This is a genomic window from Hoyosella rhizosphaerae (assembly GCF_014643175.1).
In the GTDB taxonomy this organism is placed as follows: Bacteria; Actinomycetota; Actinomycetes; order Mycobacteriales; family Mycobacteriaceae; genus Lolliginicoccus; species Lolliginicoccus rhizosphaerae.
In genome coordinates this window covers 240,938-258,706 of sequence record NZ_BMJH01000001.1, presented here as the reverse complement: position 1 = coordinate 258,706, position 17,769 = coordinate 240,938, and the positions used below count along the sequence as shown (strand labels likewise).

The 17,769-nt window shown below is 53.8% G+C and carries 14 protein-coding genes; 5 read left to right on the top strand and 9 right to left on the bottom strand.

All coding sequences use genetic code 11. The features are described 5' to 3' along the window. Nucleotides 1-21 precede the first annotated feature (21 nt). The 4 genes from IEW73_RS01170 (at nucleotide 22) to IEW73_RS01155 (ending at nucleotide 3,772) form a co-directional block, all read left to right on the top strand. Nucleotides 22-186: a hypothetical protein gene (locus IEW73_RS01170; protein WP_188669892.1), complete on the top strand. Its 165-nt coding sequence runs from the start codon at nucleotides 22-24 to the stop codon at nucleotides 184-186. Beyond that, nucleotides 183-2,240, top strand: coding sequence for an AAA family ATPase (locus tag IEW73_RS01165; RefSeq protein WP_188669890.1), 2,058 nt, complete (start codon nucleotides 183-185; stop codon nucleotides 2,238-2,240). The genes IEW73_RS01170 and IEW73_RS01165 overlap by 4 nt, the downstream gene beginning before the upstream one ends. After that, nucleotides 2,237-2,707: a DNA phosphorothioation-associated 4-like protein gene (locus tag IEW73_RS01160; RefSeq protein WP_188669888.1), complete on the top strand. Its 471-nt coding sequence runs from the start codon at nucleotides 2,237-2,239 to the stop codon at nucleotides 2,705-2,707. Before IEW73_RS01165 ends, IEW73_RS01160 begins: the two co-directional genes overlap by 4 nt. 360 nt (nucleotides 2,708-3,067) lie before the next feature. Beyond that, nucleotides 3,068-3,772 carry an HNH endonuclease gene (locus tag IEW73_RS01155; protein ID WP_188669886.1) on the top strand — a complete coding sequence of 235 codons (705 nt, stop codon included), beginning with the start codon at nucleotides 3,068-3,070 and terminating at the stop codon, nucleotides 3,770-3,772. Nucleotides 3,773-4,397: 625 nt separating this feature from the next. Here IEW73_RS01155 and IEW73_RS01150 read toward each other — a convergent pair. From IEW73_RS01150 to dndB, 7 genes are all read right to left on the bottom strand, one after another. Continuing rightward, on the bottom strand, nucleotides 4,398-6,566 hold the full coding sequence (locus tag IEW73_RS01150) for a ParB N-terminal domain-containing protein (protein ID WP_206050433.1): 2,169 nt from the start codon (nucleotides 6,564-6,566) through the stop codon (nucleotides 4,398-4,400). Between the two features lie 96 nt (nucleotides 6,567-6,662). Further along, the gene (locus IEW73_RS01145) at nucleotides 6,663-7,337 is read right to left on the bottom strand and encodes a hypothetical protein (RefSeq protein WP_188669882.1); all 675 of its coding nucleotides are present in this window, start codon (nucleotides 7,335-7,337) and stop codon (nucleotides 6,663-6,665) included. A 631-nt stretch (nucleotides 7,338-7,968) separates the two neighbouring features. Then, nucleotides 7,969-9,414, bottom strand: coding sequence for a DNA phosphorothioation-associated putative methyltransferase (locus IEW73_RS01140; RefSeq protein WP_188669880.1), 1,446 nt, complete (start codon nucleotides 9,412-9,414; stop codon nucleotides 7,969-7,971). Between the two features lie 2 nt (nucleotides 9,415-9,416). Next, nucleotides 9,417-9,803, bottom strand: coding sequence for a DNA sulfur modification protein DndE (dndE, locus tag IEW73_RS01135; protein ID WP_188669878.1), 387 nt, complete (start codon nucleotides 9,801-9,803; stop codon nucleotides 9,417-9,419). Between the two features lie 3 nt (nucleotides 9,804-9,806). Next, nucleotides 9,807-11,774, bottom strand: coding sequence for a DNA sulfur modification protein DndD (gene dndD / locus IEW73_RS01130; protein ID WP_188669876.1), 1,968 nt, complete (start codon nucleotides 11,772-11,774; stop codon nucleotides 9,807-9,809). Continuing rightward, nucleotides 11,771-13,300 (bottom strand): DNA phosphorothioation system sulfurtransferase DndC, encoded by a 1,530-nt coding sequence (gene dndC / locus IEW73_RS01125; protein WP_188669874.1) that lies wholly within the window; start codon nucleotides 13,298-13,300, stop codon nucleotides 11,771-11,773. The genes dndD and dndC overlap by 4 nt, the downstream gene beginning before the upstream one ends. Continuing rightward, complete coding sequence (gene dndB / locus IEW73_RS01120; protein ID WP_188669872.1) at nucleotides 13,297-14,436, bottom strand: DNA sulfur modification protein DndB; 1,140 nt, start codon at nucleotides 14,434-14,436, stop codon at nucleotides 13,297-13,299. The genes dndC and dndB overlap by 4 nt, the downstream gene beginning before the upstream one ends. Before the next feature lie 75 nt (nucleotides 14,437-14,511). On the opposite strand from dndB, the gene dndA reads away from it, so the two are divergent. Further along, a complete protein-coding gene (gene dndA / locus IEW73_RS01115; protein WP_188669870.1) occupies nucleotides 14,512-15,702 on the top strand; it encodes a cysteine desulfurase DndA in 1,191 nt (396 codons plus the stop codon). A 432-nt stretch (nucleotides 15,703-16,134) separates the two neighbouring features. Here the strand turns inward: dndA and IEW73_RS01110 are convergent, their stop codons facing one another. Continuing rightward, entirely contained in the window at nucleotides 16,135-16,563 is a 429-nt protein-coding gene (locus tag IEW73_RS01110; RefSeq protein ID WP_188669867.1) for a nitroreductase/quinone reductase family protein, read from the bottom strand. Between the two features lie 109 nt (nucleotides 16,564-16,672). After that, a complete protein-coding gene (locus IEW73_RS01105) occupies nucleotides 16,673-17,767 on the bottom strand; it encodes a site-2 protease family protein (protein ID WP_188669865.1) in 1,095 nt (364 codons plus the stop codon). Between the last annotated feature and the right edge of the window lie 2 nt (nucleotides 17,768-17,769).

Sequence of the window (17,769 nt, the reverse complement as noted above, 5' to 3'; positions counted from 1 at the left end):
CAGAATATGGAGGACCGGCGAGTGAGTAGCACAGAACGCACGGAAGAACAGGTAGTTCGGGAGTTGAGTGACGAGGAACGTGCTCTGCTGAAGCGGGTGCTTGAAATTGAGCGCGCGAAGCTGCACGTCAAAGAGTACGACGCAACTGACGATTTGCTCGCCGCCGTCAAGGAGATTATTCCGTGAAGTTGCACTCGATCGTTCTCCACAACTTTCGTCAGTTCAAGGGTTCACAGCGCTTGGATTTGCAGTCGGATACGCTTAAGCCCGTCACACTATTGTTTGGAGCAAACGGGGCGGGCAAGACTACCTTCCTCAATGCATTCACATGGGCGCTCTATGGCACACTCTCGGAGGATGTAGAGCAGCAGGGGCGTTTAGTCACCGACAGCGTCTGGCGCGCCACCCCAACCGGCGGATTGGTCGAGGTGAGCGTAGAACTCAATTTCGATCACGAGGGGCAGAACTACCGAATTCAGCGCAGGGCAAGCATCCGCAAAGAAGGCGATCACCAGGCGACTGCAAATCCTGAGGTCCAAGTCTGGGTCACCAAACTTGATGGGTCGTCCGAAGTAGTAGATGCGCCCCAAGAAAAGGTATTCTCCATCCTCCCAAAGAGCATAAGTCGCTTCTTCTTTTTCAACGGGGAGCGGATTGAAAAGCTCGTCGAAAAAAGCGCTTACGCGGAGGTTCAACAGGATATCAAGGTGCTCCTCGACCTAGAACAGGTCGAGCGCGCACTTGTCCACCTACCGAAAGTTGACAAAAAGCTGTCAGCGAACATCACCAAGTTTGGTGGCAGCAAGGCGAGCGCGATCCAGGCTGCCATTGACAAGTTTCGTGAGGAAGAAGCAAGTCTGCGGGAAGAACACAAGTTGTTGCAGGGCGACCTCGCAATATTGAATGAAGAGCGGGAAAATGTCAGGCAACTCCTCCTTCAACATGAAGCCGCGGCCCCCATTCAGCAACAACGTGACGAGGTGACCAAACAGTTGGCCCAGGCCAGAACGGACCTAGCCACTGCGCGTAAGGAGCACGCAAACCTGATCGCGACTCGCGGTTTCCTCGCTTTCACGGCGGAGCTAGGAGCAGAGACAAGCAGAATCGCAGAGAAGCTGTATCGAAGGGGTGCCTTGCCGGCCCCGCTTAAGCGCGAGTTTGTTGACCAGTTGCTAGACGAGGGAGAATGCATCTGTGGAACACCGTTAGACGCACAGAGCGCGCATTGGAATCGAGTCAACGACTGGCGCCAACGCGCAGGCCTCCAGGCGGTGGAAACGGTATGGCAGAAGCTAAGCGGCCAGATCGAACCAATCGCAGCAGCGCGGACGGACCTACGCGACAGCCTCAGCCAGACTATGAAGCGCATCGGGGATCTCCAGGAAACCGTTGCCCGTCTCGAAGCAACCAAGTCGGAACTGGACGGCAAGCTAAGCGACAACCGTCTCGAAGGCGTCCAGGCGCTCGAGTCGAAGCGGATCGACTTAGACGACCGATACGACGCGAAGCAACGCCGCGTCGGGTCGGTTGTCGATAACCTAAAGCTGGTCACTAAAGCAGTCGAGCAGAAAGTAAAGGAAAGATCGAATGCTGAGGTAACCGATATCCTGGCTGCTAAAGCGCGGGCACGCTCCGAAATGGTGGAGAGCGTCTGTCGAGCACTGAAAGAGATTCTAGAAATCCGCTCCGAGCGAATGCGTCAACGCCTCGACGCCGAATTGAAATCCGTCTACAAGAGCATCACCTACAAGAACTACATCCCCGCCGTCAGCGAGTCCTTCCAGCTCACGTTGCATACGTTTGTGGATGGAGTAGAACTGCCGGTCGGCAAGTCAACCGGCGAGAATCAGATCCTCAGCCTCAGCTTTGTCGCTGCAGTCTCCAAGCTAGCGAGAGAGCTCCGCAGGGAGCGCCACACGGACGACGATGCCGCCGCAGACGCCGGGACATATCCGATCGTAATGGATGCCGCATTTGGTTCGTTGGACGAGAACTACCAGGAAGCTGTTTCCCGCGCCCTCGCAAGGATGGCACCCCAACTTGTGGTACTAGTCAGCAAGAGCCAGGGCCTTGGAAAGGTAGCGAACGAACTTACACCGTATGTGAGCCACCTCGGAATCATCGAGGCACACAGCAGCCTTCCTGGAGCCGGGAGCGAAGACATACAGCTGCGGGGGCACACTTATCCATACATACGCCACTCCGATTCTGACTATGCCTTACTGAAGGAGGTCACATGACGACCGTACCCACCGACGTTCGCATTCGACGCCCACAACAGCATGAAGCGTTAATGCTGGAACTGCAGGAAGAGGCTGGTTTCACAACATTCCGCGACATCATGTTGCTCGCCGCTGCCATTGGCTATCACCGCTCACGTCGAGTGAGATTCACGGAAACGGCGGGAGACCCAATTAGGTACGAGACACTCACTGGACCCACCTTCAGCGAGGCGCTAATCAACATGATCGCTGCCAATGTTATTGGAGACGACCCAGAAATTATGGATAACGTCCGGATCCAGGAACGAGTCGAGATTTTCGAGGAGTACATGAACGGTGGGTTGGAATACATCCAGGAGCAGGTCAACGTACGCATTCAGACGGCTGCACTTGTACTAATTGATTTGGTGTCCGAAGCACTTAACGACAGCAGCGGCGCTACAGCCGCATCCGTCGACGAACTACTTGGCGGTGTTAGCTGGTAGATGAGAATTCGATTCGCAGAATTGTGGTCCTGCGTTCTTCGGACAAGCGCGATCCACTTCAAAAAACTAAGTCTTTAAGTGCTGAAAGGTCTTAATAGCAAGGGAAATCAACTGGCTGACTAGGGCAACGAGTCAATTAGAGATAGATACGATTTCCCGCCCCAACTCCGCGGCGGGAAATCGTCAGCTCGTCCGATATCAGCACGATTACCTGGTCTCCGACTTTCAAGATTAGAGTTTGGTCGCTGCACAGCTATTGCGGTGTCTGCTTGATCCAGTGCATCAAGGAAAGAATAGATTTAACTCCTTCAGCCCCCGTTCCGACTATCAGAATGCACCTGCAAGTGACAAGATACGTACATGGATTCGTTGGTAGATGGTGAATACCTAGTCGAGTTTTTGAAGTCGCGAATGTCGATGTCTGCTGTGTACCAGCCGCTGGTAATCCGCGAGCTGATCACACAAGGTGGCAGTGCGTCGAAACGGCGCATCGCCGAGGCGCTGTTGCGTGCCGATGTGCAGGCAGTTGCCAGAGCAGAACGCACTGTGATGCGGTGGCCGAAAACTACGCTAGTAAAGCATGGGATTGTCCGCTACGAGCGGTCTTCACAAGAATTCTCGCTGCTGGTTAACTTCGCGGACGAAGCGGAAAAAGCTGAAGCACTTCGACTGTGTGAACAAGCTCTTTGCGCATGGCAGGACCCGGCACGAGTTCGTCGGGCATCGCGTCGCTACGCTGCGATACTAGCCGCCCAAGGACGATGTCAGGCATGTGGGGCTTCGGGTTTTACTGAAAAGCTAGATGTGGACCATGTCGTACCGTGGTCACGGCGCAACCTGAAAACTGGGACAGTTACAACAAAAAGCGGTGAGTTGATTGATGTCGATGACCCAGCAAACCTGCAGGTACTGTGCGAATCATGCAATCGTGGAAAACGCGATACTGACGATTTTGACTTCCGCCCATCGTTGGATCGAATCGCCGAGAATATGCGAAACCTCAGAGCACTTGCCGTCGAATCCGGGTACACAGCCCAACAACTCCAAGAACACGGCATCACGTAGGCAAGTCTCTACAAACCCCAGATTCCGGCAATCCGTTCGGTTCCTACGCCCGTAGCGGGACTCTGTAAAATCGACCTAGGCGATCAATACTAAATATGCCGTCACCGCCTCGAACAATGGAAACCAAAGAAACAATTGTGATGGCGCGCGTAGATCGGCGATGAGCCAAGACATAGTTGGAATCCAACGACACTGCCTAACAAGTGATACCGACCCTACACGATCACAAAGCAAACGATAATTGCTTAGATTGACGTTCTCCGCCAAGTGCAATTCGTATTTGAGACGAACGCATTGGAACTCTATCCCGCCGGAGTTCTTGATAGTGCTGGAGCAGAGAATCACCACAAGTCCGGAGAGGTCCTTGTATCTAGATTTCGACCCGCGCGCATGAAATCCATCGGCGCAGAGAATACCACAGGAGTAAATTAATGTTTGGAAAGGAGCTCTCTCGACCAGTCAGGCTTTCATTCCAGCGCCCAACGGTAGCGTGACATTAACTTAGCCAAGCAGGCTATCGCCAAACCCGACAGGCTACAACATGCCCATTGCGGATTGAAAAGGAATTTCCTGACTACCAAACTGAGGTTACGGCACAGGCCACCGCTGTACGTTTCGCTTCACATCAGTCTTCCTCAGCTATAAGCGCTTCCAATGAATCAGGTCCGTCGTGTTGTGGTTCAGACTCAAGTCCGGATTCCTCGTTGGGGTCAGGCGCCGAGTCCGCCTCATCATCAATACTTAATTTATCCGATACCCAATCATCGAACACTTCCTCGCTGAGGTTAAACCATTTCTTTAAAGCACGCTGTAGTCGCTTACGGGACCTGTTTCGCGCTTCGAGCACCAGGCTTGAATCAGTTTTTCCAGCAAATTCACTCTTCAAGAGTTTTTTCTGCTCATCGATCAAATATAACAAATATGCATTTCGCGCCGTAGACAGCATTTCGTCAAAACCAGCCTTGCTGGGGAACCAATTAGCCACCGACGGCCAGCCTTCAGATGTATTCAAGATTTCAAGCCAGAAGTAACGAAAGTATATCGCCTTTCCAGCATCCATATTAATAATCAGGTTGAGCGGATCATTAACCTCTTTACTGAAAAGTAGGCGACGATCTTTTTTGGTTCCGCGAGATTCATCCGACAATAAAAAACTATTGATTCCAGAAACAATCGACGAGGCGAACTCGGGGATCTCTTCGACGCGCGGTTTACTACCGCCTTTCTTCCTCAACTCCCAGAGACTGCCGAGTGTAAGCGCCAACCCGAGCTGACAAGCATGCGTGTTGACAACTTCGTATACCGACTTGCAAAGCTTAAGCCGCTCGGGTTTTGTGGAAGCAAGATATTCTTGACTTCTAAACATTTCGAAATCATCGCGCTTTATTGTGATTGCATTCCATGCCTTTATCACGTCATCGGATTTACTTCGAGTCGTCTGCCTTCCTCGGTCCTGGCGAATCTCTTCCCGATAGTGCTCGTAGCTGTCTTTGAGCGTCCAGAACACTCCAACACCGCCGAAAAGGGCATCGTATCCCAAGGCAGCATGAGGCTCGACCGCTGCACTCCAGTCAGCTTCCAACCGATTCAATGCTGCCGCATGCGATTTGTAGGGAGCCACATGTGAAAATAATGTCAAAATCCCCATACCCCAAGTTTGGGAGAAACGATCAATTATTTCTTCGACTCTACCAAGTGGGAAGCTTTCGTTTCCAATCTCTTCACGCTTATAAGCAAAACCAGAGTCATCAATAATTGCAGGAAATAAGGTTAAAATATCCAGCTGTTCACGCATAAAAGAATCTCTAGCGCTTGCGCTATCCCGACCCGATGTATTGCGAAGATTTACCTGGCGCAGATATTTAGCTGGACCGAAGATCAGTCGACCTACTACTAGTTTCAGGAGGCTAATATTGCTAACCACGGACCATCTTGCGGGCCGACTGCTGTTTATGTCCGGGTTGTCATACTCAACTGCAAACAGAGGGAGGAACGAGGTTTCTTTCTCGTCGCGGAGAAGACTGAGGAGGCTTCTTGTCAAAACATTCGCTAGTTCGGCATCGGACAGAAGGATAATTCGGGACTCGCTTGGCGGCTTGGCTTCGCTATTTACATCGACGAACAACTGACGCGCCGCCTCGTGCGGTTTGCGATTCAGTCCAGTCTTCTCAGGAAACCAACACACTGCAACAGGAACTTCGACCTGACTTAGATCGAGCTTTCCCTCTGGGTCATAGCTTCTCAGATACTGTTCAACTTGGCGCTCGTAGAAGGATCGATACTTCGATCCTTCGTTATCGTCCCATGTCCTAGACATGGTACGGTCAATCGCCAATAGGGCCATAGCGCGATGCTGACCGTCTAAAACCACTATTTGCGCCGCGGTGCTGTTCCAACGCAGCTGGCCCAAGTTAACACTGTGGAAATTACCACCGTCATCAATAACGCGGCGTACCTGAAATGCGTCACCAGCTTTCCACTGACGCCATCGCAGACCTAGTTGCTCGTCATCGGCATCCTCCGAATTCTCAAGTGCAGGAAACGAAGAGGGTTGTTTGTTTTTAAAAGGAAGCAGGACCGCCACGATGGGCGGAAAGAAGGCTGGACCAGTGGTTCGATGCTTTAGTAAGTAAGGAATTAAATTAGTCGCGACACGGTGATCGTCTAAGTCCCGCTGGAGCAGTTGATTGAAGTCGAGGTCCCTGGCACGCATGACCTCACGTACCGGCCTCAGGCTTTTTGTTAAAAGGCGTTCAGGATCCTCGGATTCTTCCCCCAAACGCGCTTTGGTCATTATATATTCCACTCGGCCCGCAGGTGTTGCGAATGCTCCCCATGTGCCCTGTACAAGATCACGAAATACGGGATTTTTTGTCGTTCGGAACATGCCTCATCGCTTTCCTAGTACCGGCGCAAATATCTTATGAAGGAGCCATTCAGTAGTGTGCGCTATCGACCGCAATTGAACTGCATCAACGTCACCCATTCCAGAAGGCGATGTTTCAATTACCCAAACCTCGAGTTGTTCCATTGCAAGACCTTTAGCCGCAGCTCTCAGCCCGAAGTTTTTTGCCCTGGTTGCTAAGGACTCCGCCTCGCCTGGGTTTTTGGAAAGCCATTGCACGCCCTTGTCAAAGTCTGTTCTATGACGTAGCAGACGATCATTTAAATCTTTAGCTACCCCAATGTACATCGGGGATGAAAATACTGGTATTGCTTGATCAAGCATAGTTGCGAGAATTTTTCGGCCACTCTCGGAACTGATGGTGTCATATAGGTCCGAAGCCTCATCCGGTAGATCCTCTCCGTTGCTCCGCATCTCGCTTATGAAGTCCAAGGGCTGCTCAAGTGCGAGGCTGCCCGCCCAGCGGCCTCCGTACGAAGCTTCACCTCGTAGCGGTATTGGACGTGGTTGATGATATGAGGCGTACTGGCGCAAAAGATCAGCAAAGGCGTCCGTTGAAACGTCCCGACCATCCTGGGTTCGAATCTTCCAATCCTCACTTCCAGTCTGCATTCTGGCATACCAGGCATAGATTCCAGGTGCCGATGGCGCGTCATCCACCTCGATCATTCTGAAACGACTGATAGGGCTAGATTCGAAAGCCATAGCAACCTTCTCTCGCCTATAGCGCTCAGCCTCCGTGTGGGTGAACCGATTCGGGTCATGTTATCACCCTTGATCGACTATATCGTGGGTGCCACCTGTATGTCGCGCGACTTGCTTCGATCCGAATGGGCTTTCGATCACAAATTCATGGTTGATGACGGCAAATAGTTTTGCTGGTAGACCAGTCTATTGACCAGCGAAACTGAACGCTTGTTACAGATCCACGCGTTTCGAACGCTTTCCTGAATTTGTATGAATTAACATCATTTCGTAGCTCTGGTATTTTTAAGAACTATTTTTACGATTTCAGAAATTCACAACGCTTACGTCAACACCATTGGTTATGACGGAATAGTTCCATAGGCATCTAAGCTGCACGCCACCCTTTCGTTTTCTAGACAACGAATTTTTGGGGTTAATTGAGAATAATCGAGGCTAGGCTGTGTGCCTAACAGATTCTCGAGTAGGGTAATATCTTTCGATATCAAATTTGACGGCCGCACGAGCCCTATACATTTGCAAGCAATTCAATTGAAACTACGACTCGCGGTGAGCCGAATCTGATTTGGATTCTGAAAATTGGGCCCTAGGCCATCTTCCTTAACCGGTGACCGAAAACCTGGTACTGCGTCGCCATAAGTTGCCTCTCCCAACCATGCAGCGACCCAATTCGAGACGGATCGCTATATAGACCTGCGCGCATCTCGGCGCGCGTCAACCGCGCGTAGAGGTCACGCCTCGGGTCACTTTCCGATACGAACTCTTCTTTCCGATGAAGTAGCGGAGGGTTGTCCGATTTTGAGTAGTCTCTCCAGTCGACAGTCAAGTGCCGCAAATTTACGGTTACCGCAGACTCCAGCACCGGATGGGCATCTTTGTCGAATTTCGGGTACGAAAGGTAAGAAACTTGAGGCTTCACTACCGACAACTTAATCATGTTCGCGCGTTCGACGTTGCCCGAAAGTACTCGCGCACAGCCTTCATAGACGCGGAGAAGAGGCGGTAGCTCGCCGAGTGCACTGCGGTGCACATAGAGCGCCGACGGTGTCTGCTTCCCCACTTTGGAGCTTCGTGCAGACACAAATACCAACATCGGATCGCCGGTCGCTACTAACATTCGGTCACCCTGGATGCATGCGTCCTTGTAGGTGCCAAAGTGGACCTTAACGTCTGTTTGCAGTGTTCGGGCGAGTTGGCTAAATCTTGGCCGCCGCCCAAATCGAGACATTGCTATGTACACAAGTAGCTCGGCTCGGCGCTGTATCCGCACCTGTTCCCAGTAGTCGTCGCCGGTAACAGCGTAAATAAGCTTCTGTGCTCGCCCAACGCTGCCGAACTCAACTTTGATCGCTTCCTGCGCGCCGGTATCGAGCTCAAGGGTGCGGGGCGGGCGTGCGTGAGCAGACATGAAATCAAACAGCGGCGAAAGAAGTTCTTTGGTCGACTCATAGCGTTCGTGTGGATCGATTCGCACTCTTGGTCGATACGTGTGCACACGATCATGGAGGAACTGTTGTTGATCCTCTTCACAGCGGAAGACATAGAAGATGCCCGGCGCCGCAGCTACAGGTGTCACCCCGAGCACTTGCGTGATCCAGGCAGCTAGCTCAGGTTGTTCATAGAACTTCTGAAATGTTCCTGTTCTAGTTATAACGCCATCACTGTGCCGTCTACCGACGAGATCGCGGGCATCCCAGACTAGTCTCGCTGACACCACCAGTACACGCTTCGCTAGTTCCCAAGCTGCTGCAAGTGTCCTAGCACGTTCGGCGCGATCTTCTATCACGTTGACGACGTAACCAAGATTGACGACATCTGCATGGCAGTGTTCTGCATCAGGACGGTGTCCGGGATCCCAACCACTGGCTTGGTATCCGAGCGCTTCAAGGTGCCGAAGATCGTCACCCCGCCCGCAACCGTAGTCAAAGACGGTTCGCCCGGGAGCGATGAGACTGTCTGAGACGGCCATCGACATTGGACGTGACAACGCGTCGCGCACCATAGCCGTCTTGTGGCGAGCAATGCTGGTCATCGTCATTCCGCAGCGGCGAGCCCGACTGAAGCTAATCCTGAAACGTCGGTCACGCGACTGTCCCCTACTAGGTAACCAATCCCCCGGTGTAAATGAAGCCGAAACTGCGAGGCTAGCGTGTCCTCATCCAAGGGAAACCCATCCTTGTGGCAGCGCATTCGCAGCAATGCCCAATAGATATCACCCTGATTGCCGGCGAAAACTTTCCAGTTCATCTCGACACTACTATCAGTCACAAGTTTGGTCATCGGCGGAACCGATGGCTCAGCGAGCGATCTACAGAATGCCCACCGACAAAGGACATTCCAGTGGGCAATTCCAGTTCGCCTCTTGAGCGTGATCAGTTGGTCTCGTGCGGACTGACTCAATCGGATGTGTTCGATCGCCATGTTTCACTCCCAGAAGTATCCCGGCTCGACCGAGGTTGCTTTAAGTTCGTCGTCAAAGTTCAGGCGATACACGCGCGCGACGTCGCCCGAAATTCGTTGAAAGGCGTTTTTATCAATCTCTGTGTCTGTGGACAACAGGATTACTTGGTGGCTTGCGTGGGGAAAATACCCATCAAGTAGGCGTTCGCGATGTGTGCCGTCCAGGCGCCCCAGCGGAGTGTCAATGACGACCGGTAGCGGTTGCCCTGAAGCTCGGGCCAACCCCCACAGCAGCGCAACTGCGAGCAATTGGCGCTCACCGGCCGACAGTTGGTTGGCGGAGATGACTGAGCCATCTGCACCAGCTAGTTCAACCCCGTAGTCATCAGAACTGATCTTCACCGCTGATACAAGCGATTGCTTTCGGAGTAATTGCTGCAACGCTTCGAGAACAAGCGCACCGATTCGATCGATATGCCTCTCAACGGCTGCCGCTTTCAGCGCTCTCAAGGTCTCTTTGACCTTGTCGATGTGGCTTATAGTTCGGCGATCGTCATCAATCGATAGGTTGGCCTGCGCTAAGCGGTCAAGTTGAGACTCGTACGCGGTCTCGGCCTTCGCACGCCCAAGTCCTGATAAGCGATGCTGTTCCTCGGCCGCAGCCAAGGCCGCTCGATGAGCGTAGAGGTCGGATTCAACATTTTCTCGTTCGCTTGCTATCTGCGCGACTGATTCGGGATCGGGCATTGTCGCAAGGTATCGGTCTAGATCATCGACTTTCGAAGAAGTGGACTCCAGCTCATAAGTAAGACCACTCAGGAGCTCACGTGCTGCCGGAATGTCTGAAACCACTAATTTCGAGAGCGCAGATTCATCAGCTAGGAACGCTACAGGTGAAACATCCGCATTGTTGTTGCGTGACTCGCGGTCCGCACGAAGCAATCGTTCAACTACGTCGATGGCCAAACTTTCGACGTCCTGAGCACGGAGTTTTTCAACGAGGTTTCTGTCGCGCTCCGCGATCACCTGGCCAACAACGTGTTGGTGAGCTGCCGCAGATTCAAGTGCTGCCTGATCGCGTAGTTCTTCAAGCAGTGACGCCAACTGCAACAACGGTGCGACTCCTGCCATAGCTTCCCGAAGTTGATCCTGAATAGCGCGCTTGCTCTGCTTCGCAGATTCCAGCTTGGTCACCACATCGTCACGCTGCTCGAGCAACTCACCACCGATTGAACGGTATTGCTCGTTGATTCTAAAGAATTGTTTTTCGGAACGCTCAAGCTGTACTCTCGCATGCGCGACGGCCGACATTGCGCTTTCTTCTGCCTGCCTTGCGAGCGTGACTAGTTGACGACTGCTCTCCACGGATGACTGCAGTTCCGGCGGAATTTGATTTGTACGATGACGGCGCCTCAGGACACCGAGGTCCGCGCCAAGACGGTCAACTAGGTCCAGTCCCAGTAGCGCAGCGAGGGCCGCCCTTAGTACGTCACGGCTCCGGTCCATGTCGGCCAGAGCTTCAATCTGTTCGCCGTCAAAGAAGAACAACCCTGCGACACCGCGAGGAAGAAATGTCTCAACATATTCGTTCCACGTCGAGGTAAGTGCATTGTCGAATCGTCCGTCAACAGCTACTTCCAGGTTGTCGTGAACTGGACCGGCGCCCCCATCCCAGGAACGGATAATTCTGATGCTCCGTTGACTGCCTTCCTGGAAGCTACGGAAAGCCAGCTCCACCCTCGCGTGCCTCGATTCCGCTCCACGATGCACAAGATTGCGCAAATAAGTGTCGTATCCGCCACTCCGGCGCCCATTTCGGGGAGCGAGCGGACCGTATAGCGCGAGCTGAATCGCTTCGAGGATTGTGGTCTTCCCGCAACCGTTCAAGCCGCCTACCAGTACGATCGGTTTACCAGCCTCGGGCGTGAGATTTAGCCGTTGTGTGCCCGAAAAGGTCCCGATATTGCTGAGGACAAGTTCGTCGAGAATCACTGCGCGGATCCCCCGTTCACTTTCCTGACGTACCCATCCGCTATGTCTAGATCGGTCGGTGATTCATCGTCGTCCCGTTTCTCAAATGCAGATAGTCGTGCATTTGCGCGCTCCAACGCGTCATCCTTGGACTCGTAGAAGCCACGCTTAAGTGCCTTCTCCAACGAGTCGAACAACCCGGCGCGACGAGCTCGTGCACGATGACGTTGCTCGACGTCAAGCAGTTCTCGCACCAGCTCGAAGTGCAACCGGTCCTCCCCGATTACCGAGCGAAGGATGTCTACTGTGTCCGGCCCTAACGGCAAGTGCTCATCTAACGAGCTACCTTGATATTTTTCTCCCACGGTCTGCTCGTAAATCTGTGGAAGAGTGTCCTCGAACTCGTGCTTGTCGACAACCCAGATTCGGCGAATTTCTTCCAGCTCCGCCAAAGTAACTAGCTCGAGGGAACGAACGTACTCGGGGCCGTTCTCACGAATCCAGACTTGCGCTTCGAGCAATCGCTTGAGCCAGTCCTCGCGCGCGGTCTGTGTATAAGGACCGGGGATAGGCCGATCGTAAAACAGCTGAACAGATCCGTTCATGCGCCTGAAATCCCGAAGATGTCGGTCGTCAGGTACGTCCAGCGCGTTACGGAGCTCAAGCAGCGGAAGCATCCACTCCTTCTCCTCATCGTTCTGGATCATGGCCGACATCGACTTGTCTTTTTCAACCAGAGTGCATGTCCAGCAGCCGAAGCGGCTATCACCGCAACTTGGCGTTGATGAGTCGACTACAAGAGGGCATTCGCCATCTTCCGATGCACCTTGATACATAGTGAGCAATTCTTTGTTGGAGTGTCCCCACAGGTTCTGAACCTGCATCAGGAAAGTCCACACGTCGTCGTTCGACCAGTTCTCGACAGGAGAGTAAATGAGACAGTTTGGTAGCGATTGGCTTGGACTAAGGAGATCTCGGGTCCTTCTAGATTCGAGCTCAGTCATCCGATGGGAACGGCCCGAACTCTCTGCCTTCCGCGTGCCGAGCACCAGAATCGCCTCGCCGTGGTCCCGCACCATGTCCCGAATAAAGGTGTTCGACGGCTTTATCTTGAGTCTCTCGGTGCACCAACGGAACTTAGGTCTTGGCGCCGGGTACCCCTTCCCGATTAGGTTGACCCAGAAGGTGTCGGCGACCGCTGGCGTTAGTCGGTGCGGAACGATCGGCAAGTCCTGCTCTCGTGCCGCTGCAGCCATTGTGTCCAATGAGTGCGTCACCCACAAAGCCACTACGGGATTCTCAACGAGCGTGTCAGTACTGATCACGTGAACCGTCTTCGTGCGCTGCTCGGGCGCGAGGCCAGCGAGGGCTTTCCAGACTACTTGCAAGACGGCTGTCGAGTCTTTTCCTCCGGAATAGCCGACTACCCACGGGATGCCGTCTGATAGGTAGAGTTCCTGCGTCTGTTTAACTATTGCACCTATAGTTGCGGAGAACCCCAGATCGTCGAAGGACGACTTCGGGCGCAACGGAATGTTAATTGTCATGCTTCTCCTCGCGTAAGGGCGTTCTCTGCACGCTGTTCGTCCGCGGAGAGTTCCATTCCCAGGGCTTTCCGGATGACTGCCGTGGTCAGGAGTACATTACCTGTACTCTTCGAGACTCTCCCACCCGAAGTTGCGCGGCCTTCCCAGAGATTCGAGTTCGACCTGTGCCAGTCGATTGAATCTAGTCGCTTTAGTGTCTTCTCCCAGGTTCTACGTTCGAGAGTTTGCCGCAACAGGCTGTTCCCTACCTTGCCGATCGCATGAAGCACAATTCCGTGACTATGGATAAAGTCACGGCGCACTTCACCAGCACTGACTTCGCGGTTCCGGACTTGACCCCACTCAGGGAACTGCCTGGCTACTGTCTCCCAAAAAGCTGTTGCGAGGTCGACACGCCGTTCAAATGAGTCCTCTGCAACCCCATCGAGTAGGGCCTTGTTCGCGTTGTAGAACCCTGAGAGTGTGAAGAGCTTGCGAGAGCGCGCCGCCAGATTATTGGATTCTGCCTCGGTGAGATCGCTGTAGAAGGGCGACTTGAACACCGTCACCCGTGTAATGGCAGACATCTCATCGCGATGGTCATACAAGACACTGATGGATTTGGCGGGACGAATTGCGTACCGGTTTAGGTCGGCAAACATTTGCTGGCACCGCTTCAGTCCTACATCCAGGAAGAGCACGATCGCAATTGTCTCGTCACCTAGATGGGGGCTTTCGGACAACGCCTGTTGGATCGCTGCGCGGCGGTGCTGCCCGTCGTTAATGACAAACTTCGCGGACATGGGAATTGTCAAGATGCCGACTCGCTCGTTCGAACCGGTCTCGGTGAAGGACTCGAACGACACATCTGCATCAACAGATGCTGTAAGTGCAGAAAAGACGTAATTTGTCGGATTCTGAGCCATATATCGGGCTATCTCAGGGACACGATTTCGGTTCAATGACCTTTGTGCTCGCATCTCAGGGGCAAGTTCTTCATCGTCGAACACAAACAACCGCGGAATCAGCCGAAGCGGGCACATAGTTACAAAATATTCGCGCCCTGCCTGCACACCGCGAAGTGCAGGAAACACGTACTCAAACCCGGTCGTTCGCACCTTAGCTGTCGTCAACTCACGCCCCTCATGTAGAACCATGTACGGAACAATACATCCGAACAGTGTGGCGATTTGTCACCACCGAACACGTGTCGGATCCCGTACTGTTCGGATATGACCTTAACGCCTCCCTCTGACAACTTGTTGACTGGCAGGACGACAAGACCTGTCTATCTGGACTGCAACGCCACAACCCCGATAGACCCCGAGGTTCGTGACGAAGTAGTGAAGTATCTTGACGTCGAGTTCGGAAATGCTGGCAGTCGCACACACACATATGGGCAGGTCGCGAAGGAGCGCGTCGTGCGGGCGCGCGCCGAAGTTGCTCAAGTTGTGGATGCAAAACCCGAAGAGGTTACTTTTACCAGCGGAGCAACCGAAAGCAACAATCTGGCGATCTTCGGACTTGTAGCGCACGCGGAGCAAGCTGGCAAGCGCCACATCCTTACTACAGAGATTGAACACAAAGCTGTACTCGAGCCCATCGAAAAATTGCGTGAGCTCGGATTTGATGTCACTGTCGTACCGCCGAATCGCGGAGGGTGGGTCGAACCTACCTCAATTACCAAGGCGCTCCGACCAGACACTTTTTTGGTCTCCGTCATGGGTATCAATAATGAAACCGGGGTCGCCCAACCTATTGAGGAGATCTCACAAAGCCTGAGCGACCACGATGCCTATTTGCATGTCGACGCGGCGCAGGCCTTCGGGAAAACGATCGGGCCACTCCGGAACAAGCGAATAGACCTCATGAGTATTTCCGGGCACAAGATATTTGCGCCGAAAGGGATCGGCGCGCTCGTTGCTCGTCGTCGAGGCTTTAAAAAGGTACCGTTGCGACCGATAATGTTCGGAGGTGGCCAAGAACGAGGTCTACGACCAGGAACCTTGCCGGTATCCCTGATCGCAGGACTGGGGACTGCAGCCCGAATTGCGACAAGGGATCACGAGGCGCGCGAAGCGCGCTGTGTCGAGATCCGTGATCAACTCGTCGCCGCGCTCAACCGAATCAACGTCACATGGAACGCTGACCTAGACCGGACGGCCCCACACACTGTGAACTTTTCAGTTCCTGGTCTCGATTCCGAAGCCGCGCTCATTGCACTGAAGGACATCGCCGCAATTTCAAACGGATCTGCGTGCACATCACAAAGTTACGCGCTCAGTCATGTGTTGCTCGCAGCCGGACTGCCGGAGACTCAGATTCACGGAGCCCTGCGCATGTCTTGGTGTCACCTCACACCAACTTTTGACATCAATGAGCTCGTTGAAAGGTTGCGCCGTATTCAATCCGATGGCACGTAGCGTGCGCTGACGCGCCACAGCTAAAGGCACCTCCGGAACGATAATTAGCCTCCCACACGCTTTCGACGCTCAGGAAGATCATTCGGGGCAAGTCTCGCCTCACAGGACATGTCCTTCGACCGCACTGGCCTTCGCGACATTCGTGCAAACTCGCCTGTCCCCACACGAACAAGCCCCTACCGTGATTGTGAACCAATATCGAGGGTCCACCCATGCACAAATTCTGAGGTAGGGGTATCCACTGCGTCAGAAGGCGGCGTTCCAGCTCGACGAGTTTGAGTAGTCGAGGATTCGACGAAATGACGGCACTCCGCCAGTTAATTTTCGTCGAGGCTCAAATAGGCGTAACGCAAGCCTTGAGGACAAAGCGTGCGTCACCTGTACTCCCCCAGGCAACCGAATTCACTCTCTCAGCACCGTAACTGGCTCAGTTCACGCCCGACGCAGCGCCACAACAGGGATTGTGCGAATCCCTGCTGTCTTCTTTTCGTACTCGGCGAAGAAGGGGTACTGACGTGCCTGTTCGGCGTAGACCTTGTCGCGCTTGTCCCCCACCACTTCCTCCACAATCACGGTGTATTTTTCTGTGCCGCGTTCAATTTCTGCTTGGCCAGCACTGGTGATGTTCTGATACCACTGCGGATGCTTCGGCGCTCCCGCCGCGGAGCCAAAGATGTAGATCGAATCGGTGTTGGCTTCATCAACTAGGCACATTAACGGGCTGACGTATTCGCGACCAGACTTCCGACCGCGGTGATGCAGCAGGATCAAGTCGGCACCTTCGAATTGGCCACCTACTCGACCCTCATTTGCGCGAAACTCACTGATGATGCTGGCGTTCCAGTCGTCGTACTCGCTCATTGCGTGGGTTCCTTCCCCATGAGTGTGTGGTGCAGTTATTACGTTAATTGCCCGACGCCGATTGCTCGTGCTAATGGCACACGAAGTCGCGGCGGGTCCTGATCAACACTCACAGTCCTGGTCGTCCGAAGAGCTGTTCAGATGTCAGAACGCCGACGACCGCACCGCGATCGACCACGAAGATTGCGTCAACATCTTCGATCCGGTTTAACACATCCACAAGTTCATCGGCGACGCCCACGATCGCGTCCGCAGGAAGTGGTCTGCTTACATCAGCAATGGTCGCCCGCATGCGCACGTGGGGGTCGAGCCGCGCGAGATCGGCGATGTTCACCACACCGACGGGGGTGCCTGTTGCCGACACCACTGGTACTACCCGGTGCCCGGTCGTGGTGTTCGCCAAGACTTGTTCAACGGGCCACCACGCGGGCGCAACATCAAATCGTCGAGACATGACGTCAGAGACTCGTACGCCGGCGAGTCGGCGCCGAAGTTTGGTCGCTTCGCTCTCGGCGTGGGCTGCCATCAGCATGAACCCGCCAATGAGCAACAGCCATAGACCACCGAACTGACCGAAACCCATCCGCATAATCCCTAGACCGATGAAGATAAATCCGAGGAAGCGCCCGGCGGTGGCGGCCATTTCTGAGGCTCGCTCTCGGTCACCTGTGCGCTTCCACAAGAATGCGCGAAGCACCCGCCCCCCGTCCAACGGGGCGCCAGGCAACATATTAAAAACCGCAATAATGAGGTTCACCAGCGAAATCCAAATCAGCATCGCCACCAGCAGGGTGTCGATCCACGGGTGCGCGACATACGCCGCAATAAGCGCCACCACTGCAATAGCAAGGCTCGCCAGTGGCCCCACTACTGCGATCCGGAAGTCCGACTTCGGGGTGCGTGGATTTTCAGTCAGTTCCGCCACTCCACCGAGCAGCCACAAGGTAATACGTCGAACTCCAACACCGTATTTCAACGCCACGAGGGCATGAGCCAGTTCGTGGACAAGAAGTGACCCGAGAAAGATTACTGAGCCTGCACCTGCCACAAACCAGTACGCAATGGGAGACCTTCCCGGCACTGCTCCGGGGAGTATTGACGCGCCCAGAATGATAGTGATCAGACCAAAGATCGCGAGCACCGACCAATGCGCACCGACCGGTATTCCCGCGACTGTGCCTAGCCGAATTCGCCCGCGCTCCATAC

Excerpts from the sequence above, each read along its gene's own strand:
- IEW73_RS01160 (WP_188669888.1), top strand. The coding sequence starts at position 2,237 with ATGACGACCGTACCCACCGACGTTCGCATTCGACGCCCACAACAGCAT.
- IEW73_RS01155 (WP_188669886.1), top strand. The coding sequence starts at position 3,068 with ATGGATTCGTTGGTAGATGGTGAATACCTAGTCGAGTTTTTGAAGTCG.
- IEW73_RS01150 (WP_206050433.1), bottom strand. The coding sequence starts at position 6,566 with ATGACCAAAGCGCGTTTGGGGGAAGAATCCGAGGATCCTGAACGCCTT.
- IEW73_RS01140 (WP_188669880.1), bottom strand. The coding sequence starts at position 9,414 with ATGACCAGCATTGCTCGCCACAAGACGGCTATGGTGCGCGACGCGTTG.
- dndE (WP_188669878.1), bottom strand. The coding sequence starts at position 9,803 with ATGGCGATCGAACACATCCGATTGAGTCAGTCCGCACGAGACCAACTG.
- dndC (WP_188669874.1), bottom strand. The coding sequence starts at position 13,300 with ATGACAATTAACATTCCGTTGCGCCCGAAGTCGTCCTTCGACGATCTG.
- dndB (WP_188669872.1), bottom strand. The coding sequence starts at position 14,436 with ATGGTTCTACATGAGGGGCGTGAGTTGACGACAGCTAAGGTGCGAACG.
- dndA (WP_188669870.1), top strand. The coding sequence starts at position 14,512 with ATGACCTTAACGCCTCCCTCTGACAACTTGTTGACTGGCAGGACGACA.
- IEW73_RS01110 (WP_188669867.1), bottom strand. The coding sequence starts at position 16,563 with ATGAGCGAGTACGACGACTGGAACGCCAGCATCATCAGTGAGTTTCGC.
- IEW73_RS01105 (WP_188669865.1), bottom strand. The coding sequence starts at position 17,767 with ATGGAGCGCGGGCGAATTCGGCTAGGCACAGTCGCGGGAATACCGGTC.